The following is a 20,568-nucleotide window of genomic DNA, read 5'->3' as shown; positions in this document are numbered from 1 at the left end:
CCAGGATGTTCCGCGCAGTCCCCGCCGTCCTGGCGCGATCCTCCGCGCCATGTCTGGAACATCGAGGAAAAATTTTGCGAAATCAACCAGTTGGGTTCCGTGCATGAGCGCCCCGTCCACCCCGTCGGCCACCATCGCGCGCGGCACGCTGTACATCGTTGCCGCCCCTTCAGGCGCCGGCAAGAGCAGCATCGTCAACGCGACGCTGGCCCGCGACCCGCAGATCGCCCTGTCGATCTCTTTCACTTCGCGAGCCATGCGACCGGGTGAAGTGAACGGTGAGCACTATCACTTCGTCACCGCAGAGAAGTTCGAGCAGATGATTGCTGCGGGCGACTTCTTCGAGCATGCATGGGTGCACGGAGACTGGAAGGGCACGGCGCGGCAGTCGGTGGAACCGCAGCTGGCGGCCGGCCAGGATGTGCTGCTGGAGATCGACTGGCAGGGCGCGCAGCAGGTCCGGCAGCTGGTGCCGGGCACGGTCACCGTGTTCATCCTGCCGCCGTCCAAGCAGGCCCTGCAGGACCGCATGCGCAAGCGTGGGCAGGACAGCGAGGCGGTGATCGCCCAGCGCCTGGGCGCCGCCCGCGACGAGATGCTGCACTTCAACGAGTTCGACTACGTCATCGTCAACGAGGTGTTCGACACCGCCGTGGACGAGCTGTGCGCGATCTTCACCGCCAGCCGCCTGCGCCGCGAGGCCCAGAAGGTCCGCCACGCCGGGCTGATCCAGGCCCTGTTGACCCCTGATCCGGGCGCAACTGACTGATTCCAAAAGAATCGGGTGAGGGTTGGCTTGATTTTGTCCAGCCCCTGCCGGTACACTCCGTCCCCTTTCCCTCATTCGACTGAGCGGCCGACCGGTCGCCGGGAGCCCGTATGGCCCGCATCACCGTAGAAGATTGCCTGGAAGTCGTTAACAACCGTTTCGAGCTGGTCATGATGGCCTCCAAGCGTGCCCGCCAGCTCGCCAATGGCGTGCAGGCCACGCTGGACAACAGCGAGACCGAGGACAAGCCGACCGTGCTGGCGCTGCGCGAGATCGCTGCCCGCAAGATCGACAACGCGCTGATCGACGAAGTCGAGAAGGCCGAGCGTGAGCGCGCCGAGCGCGAAGCGCTGGAGTGGGCCGCCGCGGAAGTGGTCGCCGATGAAGACATGTCCAAGAACGACGATTGATCGCATCGATCAACGTCATCGCTGGACACGCCGAACAGCCCGCCCCGTGCGGGCTGTTTCGCATTCAGGATTTGCCGTAAACGTCGCGCTGGAATAGGCTTCGGGCATGAACCCAGGCCCCACTGCCAAGGTCGCCGCAGCCCCCACTGCCGCCGTACCCGACTACGTCCTCCAGCTTGAACGCGCCGCCCATTACCTGCCGCCGGAGCAGCTGCCGCTGCTGCGCCGTGCCTGGGAAGTCGGGGCCGCTGCGCACGCTGGGCAGACACGCAAGTCGGGCGAGCCCTATATCACCCATCCTGTGGCGGTTGCGCAGGTGCTGGCCGAGCTCGGCCTGGATGTCGAAGCGCTGATCGCCGCGATCCTGCACGACACCATCGAGGACACGCCGCTGACCCGCGAGGCGCTGGCCGCCGAGTTCGGCGAGCCGGTTGCCGAACTCGTCGATGGCGTGACCAAGCTGGACAAGCTGAAGTTCCGGGACCGCCAGGAAGCTGCCGCGGAGAGCTTCCGCAAGATGCTGCTGGCGATGTCGCGCGACCTGCGCGTGATCATGATCAAGCTGGCCGACCGCCTGCACAACATGCGTACGCTGGGCGCCCAGAGCCGCGAAGCGAGGAGCCGCATCGCCCGCGAGACGCTGGAGATCTACGCGCCGATCGCGCAGCGGCTGGGCATGAGCCTGGTCAAGAGCGAGCTGCAGAACCTGGGCTTCAAGGCGTTGTATCCGTGGCGCCACGCGATCCTGGAAAAGCACATCCGCAGCCAGCCGGTGGTGCGCCGCGAGGCGATGGCGCAGGTGGAAGTGCAGCTCTCGCAGCGACTGGCGAAGGAGGGGATCGAACACCGCCTGGTCAGCCGCATCAAGACGCCGTGGAGCATCTACAACAAGATGCGCGACGAGAACAAGAGCTTTGACCAGGTGATGGACGTGTTCGGGTTCCGCCTGGTCGTGCGCAGCGTGCCCACCTGCTATCACGCACTGGGCTCGGTGCATGCCACGTTCAAGCCGCTGGACGGTCGCTTCCGTGACTTCATCGCCATTCCCAAGGCCAACGGCTACCAGTCGCTGCACACCGTGCTCTTCGGACCGTACGGCTCGCCGATCGAGGTGCAGATCCGTACCGAGGAAATGGACCTGATTGCCGAGCGAGGCGTGGCCGCACACTGGACCTACAAGTTCGGTGGCGATTCTCCCAACAGCGCGCAGAGCCGTGCCCACGCGTGGATCGTCGAGTTGATCGATTCGCAGCGCGCGGCCGGCTCCTCGCTGGAATTCCTCGACAACGTGAAGGTCGACCTGTTCCCGGACGAGGTCTACCTGTTCACGCCGAAGGGGAAGATCCTGGCCCTGCCGCGCAATTCCACCGCGCTCGATTTCGCTTACGCCGTGCATACCGATGTCGGCAACATGGCGGTGGCCTCGCGCGTGGACAAGAAGCTGGTGCCGTTGCGCACCAAGCTGGTCTCCGGGCAGTCGGTGGAGATCATCACCGCGCGTTCGGCCACGCCCAAACCGCAGTGGCTGGAGTTCGTGGTCACCAGTAAGGCACGCACCGCGATCCGCCACCAGCTCAAGCAGCTGGAGCACGAGGACGCCGTGCAGCTGGGCCACCGCATGCTTGACCGTGCGCTGGAGGCGATGGATTCCTCGCTGGAGCGGCTGCCGAAGGGGCGCCTGGACGCATTCCTGGCCGAACACCGTTTCCCGCGCCTGGAGGCGCTGCTGGCCGAAGTCGCGCTCGGCAACTGGATGCCGACCCAGGCCGCGCAGGCGCTGATGGCCTATGCGGAACTGCGTGGCGGCCCGCATTCGCGCCACCACTCGCAGGAGAAGATCCTGATCAATGGCAGCGAGCGCGGCGTGGTCACCTTCGCGGGCTGCTGCCAGCCGATTCCCGGCGACGACATCATGGGGTACCACACCGCCGGCAAGGGCATCGTGGTGCATCGCATGGACTGCCCGAACCTGGCCGAGCTGCGCAAGTCGCCCGAGCGCTGGGTGCTGATCGGCTGGGATACCACCGTTTCCGGTGACTACGACACCTCGCTGGTGGTGGAAGTGGAGAACGGCACCGGCGTGCTGGCCCAGCTTGCCGCCGCGATCGCGCAGAGCCAGTCCAACATCGAGCGCGTGGATTATCTGGATCGCGACTTCAACGCTGCCGTGCTGGCGTTCAACATCCAGGTGCGCGACCGCAACCACCTGGCCGAGGTCATGCGGCGCCTGCGCCGCCTGTCGGTCGTGCAGTCGGTGCGCCGCCAGTAAAGCCACGCCATGCGTGGAAGATGTTCCGCGCACACGACGCACGAGGATGCGCCCGGCCTGGAGGCCATGGGTGGATGGTGCACCGGTAGCGCCGGGCCATGCCCGGCGAGCGCGCCACGAAGCATGAACCAAACGTCGCCGGGCATGGCCCGGCGCTACCGGGTTGCTACAATCACCGCTCTGTTTTCCCCAATGTACCGGAGCGACCATGTCCCGCCAGATCATCAACACCGAAAAGGCGCCTGCCGCCATCGGCCCTTACTCGCAGGCCGTGCGCGCCGGCAACACCGTGTACTTCTCCGGCCAGATCCCGCTTGATCCGGCGACCGGCGACATCGTCGGTGCCGGTGATGTCGAAGCCCAGGCCCGCCGCGCGTTCGACAACCTCAAGGCCGTGGCCGAAGCTGCCGGCGGTTCGCTGGACCAGGTCGTGCGCCTTGGCCTGTACCTGACCGACCTGGGCGAGTTCGCCAAGGTCAACGCGGTCATGCAGGACTACTTCCAGGCTCCGTTCCCGGCCCGTTCCACCATCGAAGTCTCCGGCCTGCCGAAGGGCGCCAACTTCGAGGTCGACGCGGTGATGGTCATCGACTGACGCCCCCGTGGCACGCAAGGCGGCGGTCACTCCGGTCCTGTCACCGTCCGGCGAAGCATCCCTGGCGATGCTCGCCGGCGTGGGTCCGGCCGTGGCCGCCAAGCTGCAGGCGCGTGGCCTGGCCACCCTGCAGGATCTCTGGCTTCACCTGCCGCTGCGCTATGAGGACCGGACCCGGCTGACCCGCATCGAAGACCTGCGATCCGGCGTGCCGGCACAGGTGGAAGTGCGCGTCGTCGCGGTCGAGCGCGGCATGCGCTACCGGCCGATGCTGAAGGTGGCGGTCGAGGACGAGGGGCAGGGCACCCTGGTGCTGCGCTTCTTCCATTTCCGCCAGCAGCAGGTCGGCCAGTTCGCGGTCGGCAACCGCCTGCGCTGTTTCGGTACGCCCAAGCCGGGCCACCTTGGCCTGGAAATCGTTCATCCCAGCTACCAGGTGCTGGGGCGCAACGATGATCCTGAACTTGGCGACCGCCTCGATCCGGTGTATCCCACGGTGGAAGGGGTGGGCCCGATGACGATGCGCAGGCTGATCGGCCAGGCGCTGGATCGCCTGCCTGAAGAAGCCGCGCTGGAACTGCTGCCCGTTGGCTGGCTCGATGGCCTCGGCCTGCCGTCGCTGCGCAGTGCGCTGTTGACGGTGCACCGGCCGCCACCGGATGCCGACCTGGCCGCGCTGGCCGCCGGCACCCATCCGGCGCAGCGCCGGCTGGCGATGGAAGAACTGCTGGCACACCATCTCAGCCTGCGTCGCCAACGCATCGCGCTGCAGGCGCATCATGCGCCGCCGCTGGCCGGCCCCGGTGCGCTGGCCAAGGCCCTGCTGAAGCAGCTGCCGTTCGCCCTCACCGGTGCGCAGGCGCGCGTGTTCAAGCAGATCCGCGAAGACCTCGCGCGACCCCGTCCCATGCTGCGGCTGGTGCAGGGCGACGTGGGTTCCGGCAAGACCGTGGTGGCCGCGCTGGCCGCCATGCTGGCGGTAGAGCAGGGCAAGCAGGTCGCGCTGGCCGCGCCCACCGAACTGCTGGCCGAACAGCATCTCAACAATCTGCGCGGTTGGCTGGAGCCGCTGGGTGTACGTATCGCCTGGCTGGCCGGCAAGGTCACCGGCAAGGCGCGCGCGAAGGTGATGGAACAGGTCGCCAATGGCGAAGCGCAGGTGGTGGTCGGTACCCACGCGCTGATGCAGGAGGCGGTGGTGTTCCAGGACCTCGCCCTGGCCATCGTCGACGAACAGCACCGCTTCGGCGTGCACCAGCGCCTGGCGCTGCGCGACAAGGGCGCCGGTGGCAACAGCGTGCCACACCAGCTGGTGATGACTGCCACGCCGATTCCGCGCACGCTGGCGATGTCCGAGTACGCGGACCTGGACGTATCGGCCATCGACGAACTGCCACCGGGCCGTACGCCGGTGCAGACCGTGGCCCTGAACAACGACCGCCGTCCGGAGCTGATCGAACGTATCGCCCTGGCCTGCGCGGAAGGACGGCAGGTGTACTGGGTGTGTACGCTGATCGAGGAAAGCGAAGAGCTGGACGCCACGCCCGCACAGGCCACCTTCGAATCGCTGCAGGCGCTGCTGCCGGGCGTGCGCGTGGGGCTGGTGCACGGGCGGATGAAGGCCGCCGAGAAACAGGCGACCATGGTCGCGTTCAAGGCCGGTGACATCGACCTGCTGGTGGCGACCACGGTGATCGAAGTGGGTGTGGACGTGCCCAATGCTTCGCTGATGGTGATCGAGAACGCCGAGCGTCTGGGCCTGGCCCAGCTGCACCAGCTGCGCGGTCGCGTCGGCCGCGGTTCGGCGGTGTCGCGCTGCGTGCTGCTGTACCAGGCGCCGCTTTCGCAGATGGCGCGCGAGCGTCTGCAGACCATGCGCGAAACCAACGATGGCTTCGTCATCGCCGAGAAGGACCTGGAACTGCGCGGGCCGGGCGAACTGCTTGGCACGCGGCAGACAGGCCTGGCCGGCTTCCGCATCGCCGATCTGGCACGCGACGCCGGCCTGCTGCCCGGCGTGCATGACCTGGCCGAGCGCCTGCTGGCGCAGCAGCCCGCACTGGCCGACCGCGTGGTCAAGCGCTGGATCGGCGCGGCCGTACGCTACGCCTCGGCGTAAGCGGCCTCTGTGCGCTGCGCGCGGGAGTCGAGCATGGCTCGACTCTACAGACAGCGCTTTCGATCATTTCCATGTTCATCCACGCATTGCGTGGATGTGTCGACCAAGGTCGACACCTACCAGAGCAAAATGCCGTTCCGACAGGCCGCGGGAAACTGTCGGAGGCGGACCCACCCCCGCCATCCCCCAGAAAACCAGCTTTTGCCGTTGCTCTGGCGTTTGCCGTTGATCCGGCAGGTGCAGGGCACAGCCCTGCCAGAATCCCCATACTTGCAACGGTCATCATCCCGGTCCACACTTCGTTGCCGATCTGAAGACGGCAACGATGACCCACAAGATCCCCCTGTTGATCGACACCGATCCCGGTGTGGACGACGCCCTGGCCCTGCTGATGGCCTTTGCCGATGAACGGCATGACGTGGTCGCCCTGACCATCGCCGCCGGCAATGTCGGCCTGCAGTACACCGTCCGTAACGCCCTCAAGCTCTGCGACATCGTCGGCCGTCCCGACGTGCCGGTGTTTGCCGGCAGCCCCGATCCGCTGCTGCATCCCTCCGTCGATGCCGCGCATGTGCACGGCCGTGATGGCTACGGCGATGTCGATCTGCCACCGCCGGGCCGACAGGCCGAAGCCGAGCATGCCGCGCTGGCGATCCTGCGCCTGTCGCACAAACATGCCGGCGAACTGATGCTGGTGATGCTCGGCCCGCTGACCAACCTGGCGCTGGCGCTGAAGCTGGACCCGACCCTGCCTGAGCGCATCAAGCGCATCGTGGTGATGGGCGGCGCGGTCACCTGCCACGGCAACATCACGCCGGCGGCGGAGTTCAACATCGCCTTCGATCCGGAAGCGGCGCACGTGGTGTTCACCGCATTCAAGCACCTGCTGGTGTCGGACTGGGAAGCCACCGTCGCCCACGGCCTGCCGCTGCAGGAGGCCGAGACGTGGCTGCAGGCCGATTCGGAGCGCGCCCGCTTCTATGAGCTGATCTCGCGCAAGACCCGTGGCCTGTCCGAAGACAGCAAGGGCGGACGCTGGTACACCGCCGATGCCCTGGCCATGGCCTGGGCGCTGAACCCGGAAGGGCAGCTGCGGGTGGAATCGCGGCCGCTGAACGTGGAACTGAACGGCACGTTCAGTCGCGGCGCGACCCTCGTCGACTGGAACCGCCAGACCGGCCAGCCGGACAACTGCGACCTTCTGATGGCCTACGACCAGGCCCGCTTCGAAAGCCTTGTGCGGCAGGCACTTGGCGCGGACTGAGCGCGGATCCACGCAACCGGTTGCCCCAAGGGGCGGCCGGTGCTTATAATGCCGCTCTTGACCACCAGCCCATTTACGGTGTGAGCCCATGAAGGCCGATATCCATCCGAACTACCGCGACGTCGTCTTCCATGACGTCACCTCCGATTTCAAGATCCTGACCCGCTCCACCATGGCGACGAAGGAAACCATCCAGTGGGAAGACGGCAACGAATACCCGCTGGTCAAGGTTGAAATTTCCTCGGCTTCGCATCCGTTCTACACGGGCAAGCACAAGGTCATCGACACCTCGGGCCGCATCGACAAGTTCCAGAAGCGCTACGCGCGCTGATCTGTCGATCCCGCTCCGAACCGACGGCCGCGCTCTGCGCGGCCGTTTGTTTTTCCCCGGCGCCTGCCCAACAGGCGTTTGGATGGACAGAACACTGCGTTCGCGTGACAACGCTTTTGCCGATCCGGGCCACTCGCTGGCCGGGTTCCGGCCGCCTGCCGTCTACGACTTCCGTCTAGCACCGGGCAAATGCTGCTGTGCGATAATGGCGTGATCCACGACACAGGTCGTGGACGTCATTCACGTGCCTGACCAATGCGCTTGGGCAGGCGCCTTCCCATGAAGGAGCGCACACAGTGTCCGATCTTGATCAGGTCACGCTCAACGCCGGCGACACGTCGGTCGTTCTGCCCGTCATCAAACCCACCCTTGGCAACGACTGCGTCGACATCGCGAAGCTGACCAAGGAAACGGGGTACTTCACCTACGATTCCGGCTTCACCGCGACGGCCAGCTGCAAGTCCGCCATCACCTACATCGACGGCGACAAGGGCGTGCTGCTGTACCGCGGCTACCCGATCGAACAGCTGTCGGAAAAGTCGAGCTACGTCGAAGTGGCCTACCTGCTGATCAACGGCGAGCGTCCGAGCGCCGAGCAGCTGAAGGCCTTCACCGATGAGCTGGCTGCCGAGGCCAACGTCCCCGATTCGATCAACACCCTGATCGGCAGCTTCGCCAAGGATGCCCATCCGATGGCCATCCTGGCTGCCGCGATCGCGCAGCTGTCGGCCGTCTACCACGACGCGCTGGACCTGTCCGACGCCGAACAGCGCCGTCAGGCCGCCGTGCGCCTGATCGCCAAGGTGCCGACCCTCTCGGCGCTGATCTACCGTCACGGCAAGGGCCTGCCGGCCAACACGCCCGACACCTCGCTGGATTACGTCAGCCGCTTCCTGAAGCAGACCTTCGAGTCGGCCGACGGCCAGTACGAACTGAATCCGGACGTGGTCAAGGCGCTGGACCTGCTGTTCATCCTGCACGCCGACCACGAGCAGAACGCGTCCACCTCGACGGTGCGCCTGGTCGGCTCGACCGGTGCCAATCCGTATGCGTCGGTTGCCGCGGGCGTCACCGCGCTGTGGGGTCCGGCCCATGGCGGTGCCAACGAAGCCGTGCTGAAGATGCTGGAAGAAATCGGTTCGGCCGACAACGTGGAATCGGCCGTGCTCAAGGCCAAGGACAAGACCTCCGGCTTCCGCCTGATGGGCTTCGGCCACCGCGTCTACAAGAACTTCGACCCGCGCGCCAAGGTCATCGGCGAGATGACCAGCAAGGTGCTCAAGCAGCTGGGCGTGCAGGACCCGCTGCTGGACGTGGCCGTGAAGCTGGAGCAGGCCGCGCTGCAGGATGACTACTTCGTCGCCCGCAAGCTGTACCCGAACGTCGATTTCTACAGCGGCATCATCTACAAGGCGCTGCAGATTCCGACCGAGATGTTCACCGTCATGTTCGCCCTGGGCCGTACCTCCGGCTGGGTGTCGCATTGGCTGGAACAGCAGGTCGATCCGGAAATGAAGATCGGCCGTCCGCGCCAGGTCTACACCGGCAGCGACGTGCGCGACTACCAGGGCTGATCGCCCCGCAATCGCAACGTGGAAGAACGCCCCCGCAAGGGGGCGTTTTTTTTTGCCCATGCCGTGGTCCCCCCTCTGGCTGTAGCAATGCCGAAAGCGTCGCATTCTGCTGGTCACGGCACGCGCGATGCGTGTGTGATGTCGCAGAAGTACGCGTAATCGGCAATCAAGAAACGTTGCATGTACACCGCAGGAGCCGATCAATACCTTGACCGCGCTGCTGGCAGGGCAGGTCCGTGCCGGCAGTGCTTCCATCCAGGAGGCAACCCAATCCATCAGAGAGAGAAACCATGTCGCACATGTTCAAGAAGGCCGCCCTGGCCGTGGCGCTCGCCGGCGCTTCGCTGACCGCGCAGGCCGCCGTGGAAACCAACATCACCGTGTGGGCGAACGTCGATCCGACCCTGTCCCTGCTCAAGGCCGACGGCACCGCGCTGCCGGACGCGGTGCAGCTGGTCTACCGCGCCGGCGGTGCCGGCCTGTCGTCGTGGACCGAAGATGTGCGCATCTTCACCAATGACACCGAGAAGGACGTCAGCGTGCGCCTGGCGGCCGACGCCGTGCTGCGTCCCGACCTGGCCGCACCGGGTGCCATCAACGTGCCGCTGACGGTCAGCCTCAACGGCCGCGCCCTGGAGACCACCCCGATCGACTTCGCTGCAGACGACCTGTTCGACAGCGCGATTCCGGGTGCGTCGATCGCCATGCCGCTGCGCGTGCAGCAGACCGTGTCCGGCGAGATCAACTTCGCGGGCCTGTACAGCGGCACCGTTGCGCTGGTCGTGTCGCAGAACACCGCCGCGCCGTAATCCCCACCGCGCCGGCCCGTGCGCGGGCCGGCCGGCCATCGGTTGTCTCCCCATGTTGATACCTGCACCTGCCCACAGCCGGCTGGCGGTCGCGCTCGCCCTGACGTTGGCCATTCCGGCCCTGCCGACTGTCCACGCACGGCCGGTACCGGCCGGTTTCGAAGACCTCGCCAGCGGCCAGACCGAGCGTGTCGAGGTACGCCTGTTCGGGCAGTCGGCCGGCCTGTGGTCCGCCTGGGTCACGCTGGATACGGTGCAGCTGGATCAGCCCGCGCAGGTACTGGAAGCCCTGGGTCTCAGCGCCGATGCGCGCGACGCGCTGCAGGCGGCACTGGCTGCACCGCTGCCGCGCAACAGTCATCTGGCCTGTCCCTACGGCCAACCGGATCCCGGCTGCGGCTGGATCGACAGTCCGGACGATCCTGCGCAGGTGCACGCCATCTTCGATGAAAGCGATGGCGTGCTGATGTTGTTTCCGGCACGCCGGTGGCTGCCACAGCAGAGCGCGCAGCGCTCGCCGTTCCACCAGGTGTCCGAGCAGGCACAGAACGCGCTGCTGCAGCAGCAGACCGTGAATTTCAGCGGGGGCGATGGCTATCAGGCGTTGAGCGTGCAGGGCAGCACGGTGCTTGGCGTGCTGCGCGATGGCCATGTCGCCAGCAGCTGGAACTACAGCCGCCAGGCGCGGCAGGGTTATCGCGCGCATGACCGCTTCCAGCTGGACGATCTCTACTATCGCCACGATCTTGCCCAGCGCCACTACGTGCAGCTGGGCCGCATGGACCGGCGCAATCTGTCCAGCCAGCAGGGCGGCACCTTCGGGTTCGGCATGCTGCCGCTGGATCGCTTCGAGGGGCTGCGCGTGGGGACCACGCAGGCCTACGTCGATACCGACGCGAACGTCACCTCCACCCCGTTGACCGTGCTGCTCGGCCGCGATGCACGCGTGGACGCCTTCGACGGTGATCGCCTGCTGCAGACCTTTTACCTGCAGGCCGGTGTCAACGATCTCGATACGCGCCGGTTTCCGCTCGGCAGCTACACCGTCACCCTGCGCATCTATGAGGATGGCCGCTTCGTGCGCAGCGAGGAGGCACCCTTCAGCCGGGGCGGCGACTGGTCCGAGCGCAGCCTGCAGTGGTTCGTGCAGGGCGGGCGGCGTCGTGCGCATGCGACACGTGCAAGTGACATCGGCGATGCGTCCGACACGGCGGTACAGGCGGGGTTGCGCATCCCCCTTGCGCGCAACTACGGCATGACAGCGGGTATCGCCCGCGTCGCCGATACCGGTTACGGCGAACTGCGCCTGGAGGGACGCCAGCAGTTCGGGCGGCATGACCTGCAGGCGATGGTCGGCGTGCTGAACGGAGGCGACGGCAGCCGCGGCCTGCAGCAGCAGCTGAGCTATCGCCACTACGCGTCCTGGAATGTCTATCGGCAACGCCTGCGCGGCGGTGCGTGCCAGAGCAGCACGCCGGTGCTGCATGACCGTTTCGGTTGTGTCGATGCGCTCAGTGCCTCGGTATCGGCGCCCCTGTTCGGCGGCAGCCTGTACCTGGGATACACGCGCCGGCGCAGCTTCACCCCGGAGTGGAGCCTGCCCGGCGAAGACGACGATGCCTGGACGGGCCTGCCGCCGGGCCTGCAGCCGCCGCATGTGCCGGCGCTGCGTCCTGCGCAGACCTCGCGCAGCCTGCAGGCCAGTTACAGCCGTACCCGGCAGTGGCGTGGACTGAGCATCGGCAGCCGGCTGGGGGTGTGGCAGCAGGACACCGATACCGGCAGCGGGCGCGGGCCTGCCCGTGATCGCGGCCTCTACCTGAACATTGCAGTCTCGCGGCTGCAGCGGATCGACGACGGCAGCGTGCAGCAGCGCGTGGCGCTGGACATGCGCCAGCCCCAGCACAGCCGCCCGGATGCCCGCCTGGGCCTGTCGCATTCGTTGCGGCAGGAGCGCGACGGCGACGCGCGCGATCTGGGCGCCGAGCTGAGCGCGTACAACGACGACCGCTACAGCGCGCTGGCCAGCGCCCGTATCGACAACCGCTTCGGGCAGAGCGGTGCATCGGTGTCGTACTACCAGCACCACGGTGGGGGTGAACTGGCCTACAGCGGCAACCACACGTCGGGGCTGTCGCTGTCCGCACGCGGGCTGCACTGGGGCGGCGCCCATGGCGCCGATGCCGGGGTAGTGGTCAGCGTGGACGATGCGCGCGATCTGGAGCTGAGTGGCGCGGCTGCCGACATCCGCGCCGGCAGCAACCGGCGCCGCATCCTCGGCTTCGGCGAGCGCCGGCTGCTGCCGCTGGGCGGCTACCAGCGTCACCGCGTGGACGTGCAGGACGCCAGTGCGCACGACAGCGACGCCGCAGTGCGTGTCGCCCGCCTGGGTGCGGCGCAGCACGCCTTCCTGCTGCCGGGAAAGGTGATCGCGCTTCCGGTCACGCTGGACGTGACCTACACCTTCATCGGCAACGCACGCGACATCGCCGGTACCCCGCTGGAAGGCGCCCGCATCCTCAATGCACCGGTGCCCTCGCTGGGCCGCGACGGCGGCTTCATCGCCGAATTCCCGCAGCGCGAGCCGGTGCTCTACCTGCTGCGTGCAGGCGACCTGCTGAAGTGCCCGCTCACCGTGCGTGAGCGCCGCAGCGTGGTGCTGCTGGTCGGCCAGGTGCAGTGCGAACCGCTGGCGCTGGAGCAGTTGCCGGCACCGATCCGCCACCAGGCGCGGGTACAGCGGCTGCTCAACGAACTGGCCCCGGTGGCGGGGCGCAACGAACGCAACGTGATGAGTGGAGGTGCGCGATGAGGACCGCATGGAGGCTGCTGCTGGCCGCGGCCTGCCTGCTTGGCAGTGCACAGGCGCTGGCACAGCGCCCACCGGCAACGACGCCGGCCACCGGCGTGATCACCACGGACATCGTCCGCACCTTCGACCGCTCCGCGCCCGAAGCGCTGGAGCTGTGGGCGCCGCGGACGGTGCTCGGGTATGGGGAGGTGGAGCTGGGGTACGGGAAGATCCATCTGACGTGTGATGAAGACCCTGCGTATGGGCGTTGTCCGACGCGTGATACGCAGGAGGGGCCTGTGTCCCACGCATCCTTCCCACTTCAGTTTCGCGAACTGAGAAGCGGTCAGGACATCGGCATCGACGTTGTAGGGTGGATAGAGCGGGCCGAGTGGCAGCGCACTTGCAGCGATGATTTCTGGGATAAGAACAGATATCCGCTCTGGAGTTCCACGACTCGCGATTGCCAGATACCTCCAGGTGGTACAGCTGCGCGGCTCATCATTCACAGTGAAGACGTCGGGAATCTCGTTGCGGGTCGTTGGAGAGCAGAACTCCGCCTCAACCTGCGCATCGATCCCGACGGCCCGATCGTCGCCACCCATGTGTTCCGGTTCGATCTGACCATCACCGATCGCGACCGCACCATGATCTACCTGCCCGAGTTCGGCATGGCCGAGCCGCTGGTGGGCCTGCAGCTGGACTACCGGCCGATTCCCTCACCCGGCACGATCGGTGGCACCGCCGTGCTGGACATGTGCCTGTACGACGGCATGGGCTCGCAGAGCGAGTATCTGGCCATCACCGCGCGTGACATGGGCCCCGCCGCGCCGGGCCGTCCGCCATCGCAGTACTCGGTCTGGCACCGCGACGGTGGGCGCGAGGCGCAGGACCGCCTGGACTACCAGCTCACCCTGGACCACAGCGGCCAGAAGATCGCCCTGCACAACAACGAGGAAGTGCTGCTGCACGGCATCGATACCGCCGAGCTGCGGCTGGTGATGCTGCCCGACATGAACCAGTGGGTGTACTGCGTGCCCACGCCGCTGACCCTGGAAACCCCCCGTGTGCCGGCATCCGAGAAACGCGAGGGCTACTACGACGGCCGCCTCAAGCTCGAAATGCGCCTGCCGACCGACCGCCTCTGACCTTCCCCTGGAACCCGATCCCATGAGCAAGATTCCCCTGGCCGGCGCGCTGCTGCTGGCCCTTCTGCCAGCGGCACCGGTGCTGGCCAATCTCAACGTCCACCCCATGCGCGTGCACGCCGAGGCCGGCAAGACCACGACCGTGCGCGTGCATTCGCAATCACCGCAGCCGCAGTACGTGCAGGCCACGGTGAAACGCATCCTGCATCCGGCCAGTGACCACGAGGAAGAAGTCGATGAGGCCGTCGGCACCGCCGCCGTCATGGCGGTCACGCCCGGACGCTTCGGTCTGGCAGGGGGCGGTACGCGCCTGATACGGATCATTCCGCTGCAACCGGTCGAGCAGGAAACCGCGTTCCGCATCTACTTCGAAGGCGTACGCGGTCCTGATGACAGCACGCCGGAGGTGCCGGTGCAGGGCGCCAGCGCCACGTTGGGCGTCAGCCTGGTCTGGGGCGTGCTGGTCAATGTGCTGCCCGCCGAGGGGCGCGTCGAGATGGCCCTGGACGGTGATCGCCTGTTGAACCGCGGCACGCTGCGGCTCGGCGTCAACCAGGTGCAGGACTGCGACGCGGACGGCCGCTGCACCACGCACGAGATCAAACGCAGCCTTTACCCCGGCGCGGCGATGACGCTGCCGTTCGTGCCCCGCGTCGGCGGGCGCGTGGAGATCGACTACCGGCTCAGCCACGCCGGCTTCCGTGAACACCGGCAGACGCTGCAGCCCTGACCGCCCATGACTGGCCTTGCGCCCCCAGGTTCCCGTTTCCCAACCACCGAGACATCGATGAATCGCATCTACCGTTTGATCTGGAATACCCGCCTGCGCTGCTGGGCCGTGGCCAGCGAGCACACCCGTTCGCGCGGCAAGCCGGCTTCGGCGGCACGCCCGCTTGCCGCCGCCCTGTGCGTGATGCTGGCCGCTCCCGCATTCGCGACCGAGGTTGCGTCGGATCCGTCGAGCGTACCCGACGCCATTGCAGCGGAGGCTGACGCAGCACCGGCAGAGTGGGACGCGTTGATGAGCGCGTTCATCGGCTCGCCTGCCACGTCGCGCAGTGTCGGCACTACCAGCTACCAGAACGTGCTGATCGGTGGGGGTTCCACGGTCAACAGCACCAAGGGCGTGGCCATCGGCGTGGGTTCGGTCACGGCGTTCGACGGCATCGGTATCGGCAACAATGCCAAGGGCATTGCCGGTGGCGTGGCCATCGGCATCAATGCGGGCACGGGAATCGGCGAAGGGGGGACTGCGATCGGCAAAAGCGCCACAGCGCTGGGAGTCGGGGCCGTCGCGATCGGCCTCAACAGTTACGTTGGGGCGCCTGGCAACAGTGCGGTCGCGGTCGGGCGCAATGCCCGGGCCGAGGGCAGCGATGCCACGGCGATGGGGCCGGGGGCACAGGCGTCGGGATCCAGATCGGTTGCGCTGGGCAACAACGCACAGGCACAGGCACAGGGTTCCATCGTCATCGGCGACGGCAGCAAGCTCGCCAATGGCAACGCACACCACGCCATCGTGATCGGCAGCGGTGCGCGCTCCGGCGGCTACGATGCGGGCATCGCCATCGGCCAGAACGCCGTGACCGACGGCCACGGCAAGGCCGTGGCGCTGGGTGCCAACGCCAATGCCGGGCAGAGCAATGCAGTGGCCCTGGGCGCCGGCTCGGTCACCAGTGCCGGCAACCAGGTCTCGGTGGGCAATGACACCCTGAAGCGCCGCATCGTCAATGTGGCCGATGGCACCCTGAGCACCACCAGCAGCGAAGCAGTGACCGGCAAGCAGCTGCACGCCACCAACCAGAGCATCGCCAGCGCGACGGGCACGGCGAACGCGGCGAAGACGGCCGCAGACCAGGCTGCGACGAAAGCCGGGCAGGCCTTGGCCAGGCTGGATGGCAGCCGCATCGCGATTGGGACCGGTGCCACTGCAACGGGCACCAACAGCACCGCCATCGGCAATGCCGCCGATGCGTCCGGTGGCTACAGCAACGCCCTGGGTTTCCAGGCGTCCAGCGCCGGCAGCAACGCCGTGGCGATGGGCACCCTGGCATCTGCGGACGGCAGCAGTGCAGTGGCATTGGGTAACCGCGCGCGGACCGAGGGGGGCGACAACGGCGTGGCCATCGGCAATGCGGCATTGGCCTACAACAATGACGGTCTTGCACTGGGCAACAATGCCCGCAGCGGCGTCAATGCGGCCGGTGAGCGCGTTGCCGCGTCCAACGGCGGCGTGGCGCTCGGCACCGGCTCGCGCAGCGGCAATGGCGGCGTGGCATCGGGCCTGCGTGCCTCGGCCACCGGCGACCGTGCCGTGGCCATCGGCAACGACGCCAAGGCCGACGTGATCCATGCCACCGCACTGGGCTATCAGGCGGCGGCCACCGCCAACCAGGCCACGGCGCTGGGCCGCGGCAGTGTGGCAAGCGCCCGCTTCGCTACATCCGTCGGCAATCTGTCCGAAGCGACGGCCGAGAGCAGTGCCGCCTTTGGCGACCGCGCGCTGGCCAACCACACCGGTTCGGTGGCGTTGGGCAGTTCCTCCACCACCTCCGGCAGCAACCAGGTCTCAGTCGGTAATGCCACGCTCAAGCGCCGCATCGTCAATGTGGCCGATGGCACGCTGAGCACCAGCAGTGCCGAAGCCGTGACAGGCAAGCAGCTGCATGCCACCAACCAGAATGTCACCGCAGTCACCCAGGCAGCTACTGCGGCCCAGGCCGATGCCACACGCGCGCTGACGGCCCTGGCCAGCACCACCACCGCCGTCGGCCAAGGCGCGTCGGCCGGCAGCAATGCCGTGGCGGTGGGCCATTCGGCGAAAGCGGAGGGCTCCCACAGCAATGCCTTCGGTTACCAGGCCAGCGCGGGCGGCGCCAACGCGGTGAGCGCGGGCACCCTGGCGGGCGCCGCGGCTGACTCCTCGGTGGCGCTGGGCAATCGTGCCGCCGTGGATGCCACCTCCAGCGGCGCCATCGCACTGGGCACCAACGCCAAGGTCAATGCGCAGGCGGGCAACAGCGTCGCGCTGGGCGCGGGCTCGGTGGCGACCGGCGCCAACCAGGTCTCGGTGGGCAGTGCCACGGTGAAGCGGAACATCGTCAATGTGGCTGACGGAACGCTGAGCACCACCAGCGCCGAGGCGGTGACCGGCAGGCAGCTGCATGCCACCAACCAGAACCTCGCCACGGTGAATGCGCTGGCCAACACCGCGCACAGCATCGCCAACGATGCGCAGACCAAGGCCAACGCGCTGGGGGGCCTGCTCAGTCAGAGTGCCGGCAACAGCGACGTTCGCGTCGGTGCCAGTAATACCGGTGGCGCGGTGGACATGCGCAACCAGTCCAGCGCCAACCGTCGCGTCATCGGCGTGGCCGACGCGGCACTCAGCAGCACCAGTGCCGATGCGGTCAGTGGCCGGCAGCTGCATGCCACCAACCAGAACGTCACGCAGGTCACCGCCACCGCCGCCACGCTCAGTGGCCTGGTCGGCCAGGCGGCAGCCGGCGGCGATCTGCGGCTGGGCGCGCAGAACAGTGGCACCGTCCTCGATGTCCGTAACCAGGGCAACGCCAGCCGTCGTATCAGTGGCGTCGCCGATGGTGTGCTGAGTGCAGCCAGTACCGACGCGGTGAGTGGTCGCCAGCTCAACACCACCAACCAGAACGTGACCACGGCCACCACCCTGGCCAATACGGCGCACAGCGTGGCCAACGCCGCCCAGTCCACCGCCAACGATGCACAGGGCAAGGCCAACGTGCTCGGTGGCCTGCTCAGCCAGACCTCGTCCACCGGCGACGTACGACTGGGAGCCGCCAACAGCGGCGGCGTGCTGGATGTGCGCAACCAGGGCAACCAGGCGCGTCGCGTGCACGGCGTTGCCGCCGGTCAACTGTCGGCCACCAGCGACGATGCAGTCAGCGGCCGCCAGCTGTTCGACAGCAACGCGCAGATCGCCCGCAACCGTACGGACATCGACCGCCTGCGCGAGGACTTCGAGGGCTTCGATCCGGACCTGTCCGATGTGGTGCGTTTCGACGCAGGCGGCAATGTCGACCTGGAGGGTGGGCGCCTGCTCGCCGTAGGCGACGGGCAACTCAGTGCCGACAGCCGCGAGGCGGTCAATGGCGCGCAGCTGTTCGCCACCAATACGAAGGTGGCCGAGCAGGGCGCGCAGATCGCATCCGCCCGGGACGACCTGGACGCGTTGCGCGTGGACTTCGACAACTACACGCCTGACCTGGGCAGCGTCGTGCAGTTCGGCGAGGACGGCACGGTGGACCTGAAGGCTGCGCGTCTGGTCGCTCTGGCTGATGGCGAGATTGCGGCAGGCAGCCGCGAGGCGGTCACGGGCGGGCAGCTGTTCGTGACCCATGAGCGGGTGTCGGTGCTGGAGGAGGCGCAGAAGTATGCAGTCGTTGGTGCCGATGGAGAGAGCCTCGCGGCGCGCGCCGGCCATCTGGCTACCTCGATGGGCAGTGATACAAAGGCTCTCGGCTCCGGATCTACCGCAATTGGCAGCTTCGCTGATGCGCAGGCAACCAATTCAGTTGCGCTGGGACGTGCGGCTCAGGTCTTGGCGGGTGCCGATGACGGATTCGCACTGGGTGCACGCTCACGTGTCAGTGCCGAGAACGGGTTGGCGATCGGTGGCTCTACCCAAATTTGGGAGGGAGCAACCAACAGTGTTGCGCTAGGCTACGGATCTGTCGCTACTGAGGCGGGTGTGGTATCGCTAGGTGGTCAAGGTCTCAGGAGGCGAGTTACTAATGCGATGAATGGTGTTCACGCCTATGACGTAACCACTGTCGAGCAGCTCTCCGGCGTGGTGAACGCTCTCGGCGGCGGCGCGGGCTTTGCCGTGGACGGCAGCGTGATTGCTCCTTCCTATGGTGTGCAGGGCGCTGTACACGGCACCGTAGGCGATGCACTGGCTGCGCTGGATGCAGGCGTGGACAGCAATCGTGGCGGACTGGATGCGATGGACGCGCGCCTGGATACGCTGGATCAGGCCCGGGCGATGGCGGATGCCAGTGCCGTGCGCTTCGGCGCCGACCGTTCCGCCGTCGATTTCGGTGGCGCGCGCCTCATCAACGTTGGCGAGGGTGATATCAGCCATGCGGGCAGCCGGGAGGTTGTCACGGGCGGGCAGCTTCATGCCAGCAACCAGCGGATCGCGGGCCTGGAGGAGAAGCACCTGTACGCGGTCGTTGGCTATGACGAGCTGAGCAAGCCAGCGGAAGCGGCGCTCCTGGGTACTGCAATGGGCAGCGATGCCAGAGCGCTTGCGGAAGGCGCAACGGCCATCGGGAGCTATGCGCTCGCTCGTGGCAAGAACTCCGTGTCGTTGGGCCGGGCCGCGTACGTGCATGAGGGTGCAGAGGATGGCTTCGCGTTGGGTGCTCGCTCTCAGGTTCGAGTCGATAACGGCATTGCGTTGGGTGGTTCGACAAAGGTGCTGGAAGGTGCCCTCAACAGCGTCGCGTTGGGTTGGGGATCCGTCGCTACGGTTGCCAATGAAGTTTCATTGGGTGGCGGAGGAATTCTGCGTAGAGTCACCAACGCAATGAACGGCATCAACGCCAATGACCTCACCACCGTCTCCCAGCTCCGCAGTGCCTTCGCGGCCTTCGGCGGCGACATGCGCATGGATGCCGACGGCAACATCATCGCGCCGGAGTTCCACGTGCAGGGCCAGCGGCAGGCCACGGTCGGCGATGCGCTGAAGTCGCTCGACGGCGCGGTGGTCGACACGCGCCGGGATCTGGCCAGCATCGATGCGCGTTTCGAGCGCCTGTTCGACGATGGCGGCCTCCGCAGTGACGGTACCGGCCAGCTGCGGCTGGCCGGGGAACACGGCAGGGTGCTGGGCAACGTGGCCAACGGCATGATCGCGCCGGGCAGCCGCGATGCAGTCAATGGTGGTCAGCTGCACGCCGTGCAGCAGCAGCTCAACGGCCGCATCGACGGACTGCAGTCGCAGATCGACGGGTCGGCGACGGCCAGCCGCCAGGCAACGGTGGACGACGTCGCTGGCGAGTCGCCGGCGGACAGCCAGACCCCGGCCCCGCCGGTCAAGGACGCGCCGTCGGTGGCCTCCACCGACACGCCGAAGCCGAAGCCGGAAGCCGACGATCCGTTGCCGCAGGTGGACTCGCGTGCCGTGGATCAGGCGGTGAACCAGGCGCAGGCCTATACCGACCAGGCGATGGCCAGCGTGGACCGCCGGCTGGACCGGATGGACAAGCGCCTGAACCGCATGGCGGCAATGGGCAGTGCGCAGGCGGCGATGGCGATGAACACCGCCGGCCTGCAGACCTACAACCGCCTCGGCGCGGGTGTGGGCCATGCCGAAGGCGAGTCGGCGCTGGCGGTGGGTTACCAGCGCGTGCTCAACGAGCGCGGCTCGGCCACCTTCAGCCTCAATGGTGCCTTCACCAACAGCGGTGAGCGCACCGTGGGCGTGGGCTTCGGCGTGGGCTGGTAACC

Annotated in this window: 13 protein-coding genes; all 13 read left to right on the top strand. The window is 67.2% G+C overall.

Features of this window, described 5'->3' with window-relative positions; translation table 11 throughout:
* Positions 1-103 precede the first annotated feature (103 nt).
* The 13 genes from gmk (at position 104) to ACZLIF_RS16650 (ending at position 20,566) form a co-directional block, all read left to right on the top strand.
* Positions 104-769 carry a guanylate kinase gene (gmk, locus tag ACZLIF_RS16710; protein WP_053519456.1) on the top strand — a complete coding sequence of 222 codons (666 nt, stop codon included), beginning with the start codon at positions 104-106 and terminating at the stop codon, positions 767-769.
* A gap of 110 nt (positions 770-879) precedes the next feature.
* Positions 880-1,179, top strand: a complete 300-nt coding sequence (rpoZ, locus tag ACZLIF_RS16705) for a DNA-directed RNA polymerase subunit omega (protein ID WP_005410877.1) — start codon at positions 880-882, stop codon at positions 1,177-1,179.
* 106 nt (positions 1,180-1,285) lie between these two features.
* Entirely contained in the window at positions 1,286-3,448 is a 2,163-nt protein-coding gene (locus ACZLIF_RS16700) for a RelA/SpoT family protein (RefSeq protein ID WP_053519455.1), read from the top strand.
* Between the two features lie 208 nt (positions 3,449-3,656).
* Positions 3,657-4,043 (top strand): RidA family protein, encoded by a 387-nt coding sequence (locus ACZLIF_RS16695; RefSeq protein ID WP_053519454.1) that lies wholly within the window; start codon positions 3,657-3,659, stop codon positions 4,041-4,043.
* Between the two features lie 67 nt (positions 4,044-4,110).
* On the top strand, positions 4,111-6,162 hold the full coding sequence (recG, locus tag ACZLIF_RS16690) for an ATP-dependent DNA helicase RecG (protein WP_478462648.1): 2,052 nt from the start codon (positions 4,111-4,113) through the stop codon (positions 6,160-6,162).
* 325 nt (positions 6,163-6,487) lie between these two features.
* Entirely contained in the window at positions 6,488-7,426 is a 939-nt protein-coding gene (locus tag ACZLIF_RS16685; protein WP_128988512.1) for a nucleoside hydrolase, read from the top strand.
* Between the two features lie 88 nt (positions 7,427-7,514).
* Complete coding sequence (locus ACZLIF_RS16680) at positions 7,515-7,757, top strand: type B 50S ribosomal protein L31 (RefSeq protein ID WP_005410871.1); 243 nt, start codon at positions 7,515-7,517, stop codon at positions 7,755-7,757.
* Positions 7,758-8,053: 296 nt separating this feature from the next.
* Positions 8,054-9,331 carry a citrate synthase gene (locus ACZLIF_RS16675; protein ID WP_053520043.1) on the top strand — a complete coding sequence of 426 codons (1,278 nt, stop codon included), beginning with the start codon at positions 8,054-8,056 and terminating at the stop codon, positions 9,329-9,331.
* A 290-nt stretch (positions 9,332-9,621) separates the two neighbouring features.
* On the top strand, positions 9,622-10,140 hold the full coding sequence (locus ACZLIF_RS16670; RefSeq protein ID WP_053520042.1) for a CS1 type fimbrial major subunit: 519 nt from the start codon (positions 9,622-9,624) through the stop codon (positions 10,138-10,140).
* Positions 10,141-10,192: 52 nt separating this feature from the next.
* Positions 10,193-12,952 (top strand): TcfC E-set like domain-containing protein, encoded by a 2,760-nt coding sequence (locus tag ACZLIF_RS16665; protein WP_128988510.1) that lies wholly within the window; start codon positions 10,193-10,195, stop codon positions 12,950-12,952.
* A complete protein-coding gene (locus ACZLIF_RS16660) occupies positions 12,949-14,079 on the top strand; it encodes a CfaE/CblD family pilus tip adhesin (protein WP_128988508.1) in 1,131 nt (376 codons plus the stop codon). Before ACZLIF_RS16665 ends, ACZLIF_RS16660 begins: the two co-directional genes overlap by 4 nt.
* 22 nt (positions 14,080-14,101) lie before the next feature.
* Positions 14,102-14,809: a pilus assembly protein gene (locus ACZLIF_RS16655; protein ID WP_128988506.1), complete on the top strand. Its 708-nt coding sequence runs from the start codon at positions 14,102-14,104 to the stop codon at positions 14,807-14,809.
* A gap of 57 nt (positions 14,810-14,866) precedes the next feature.
* A complete protein-coding gene (locus ACZLIF_RS16650) occupies positions 14,867-20,566 on the top strand; it encodes an ESPR-type extended signal peptide-containing protein (protein WP_164972367.1) in 5,700 nt (1,899 codons plus the stop codon).
* Positions 20,567-20,568: the final 2 nt, after the last annotated feature.

The sequence above is a fragment of the Stenotrophomonas sp. 2201_Sma genome (assembly GCF_056486685.1).
The sequence above is the reverse complement of the archived record's forward strand: the minus strand, read 5'-3'. Positions and strand labels throughout refer to the sequence as shown.

What these genes read in the sequence shown, in the direction of transcription:
- ACZLIF_RS16670 (WP_053520042.1), top strand. Translation starts at nt 9,622, where the DNA reads ATGTCGCACATGTTCAAGAAGGCCGCCCTGGCCGTGGCGCTCGCCGGC.
- recG (WP_478462648.1), top strand. Translation starts at nt 4,111, where the DNA reads ATGCTCGCCGGCGTGGGTCCGGCCGTGGCCGCCAAGCTGCAGGCGCGT.
- ACZLIF_RS16685 (WP_128988512.1), top strand. Translation starts at nt 6,488, where the DNA reads ATGACCCACAAGATCCCCCTGTTGATCGACACCGATCCCGGTGTGGAC.
- ACZLIF_RS16700 (WP_053519455.1), top strand. Translation starts at nt 1,286, where the DNA reads ATGAACCCAGGCCCCACTGCCAAGGTCGCCGCAGCCCCCACTGCCGCC.
- ACZLIF_RS16655 (WP_128988506.1), top strand. Translation starts at nt 14,102, where the DNA reads ATGAGCAAGATTCCCCTGGCCGGCGCGCTGCTGCTGGCCCTTCTGCCA.
- ACZLIF_RS16660 (WP_128988508.1), top strand. Translation starts at nt 12,949, where the DNA reads ATGAGGACCGCATGGAGGCTGCTGCTGGCCGCGGCCTGCCTGCTTGGC.
- ACZLIF_RS16680 (WP_005410871.1), top strand. Translation starts at nt 7,515, where the DNA reads ATGAAGGCCGATATCCATCCGAACTACCGCGACGTCGTCTTCCATGAC.
- gmk (WP_053519456.1), top strand. Translation starts at nt 104, where the DNA reads ATGAGCGCCCCGTCCACCCCGTCGGCCACCATCGCGCGCGGCACGCTG.
- ACZLIF_RS16665 (WP_128988510.1), top strand. Translation starts at nt 10,193, where the DNA reads ATGTTGATACCTGCACCTGCCCACAGCCGGCTGGCGGTCGCGCTCGCC.
- rpoZ (WP_005410877.1), top strand. Translation starts at nt 880, where the DNA reads ATGGCCCGCATCACCGTAGAAGATTGCCTGGAAGTCGTTAACAACCGT.
- ACZLIF_RS16650 (WP_164972367.1), top strand. Translation starts at nt 14,867, where the DNA reads ATGAATCGCATCTACCGTTTGATCTGGAATACCCGCCTGCGCTGCTGG.
- ACZLIF_RS16695 (WP_053519454.1), top strand. Translation starts at nt 3,657, where the DNA reads ATGTCCCGCCAGATCATCAACACCGAAAAGGCGCCTGCCGCCATCGGC.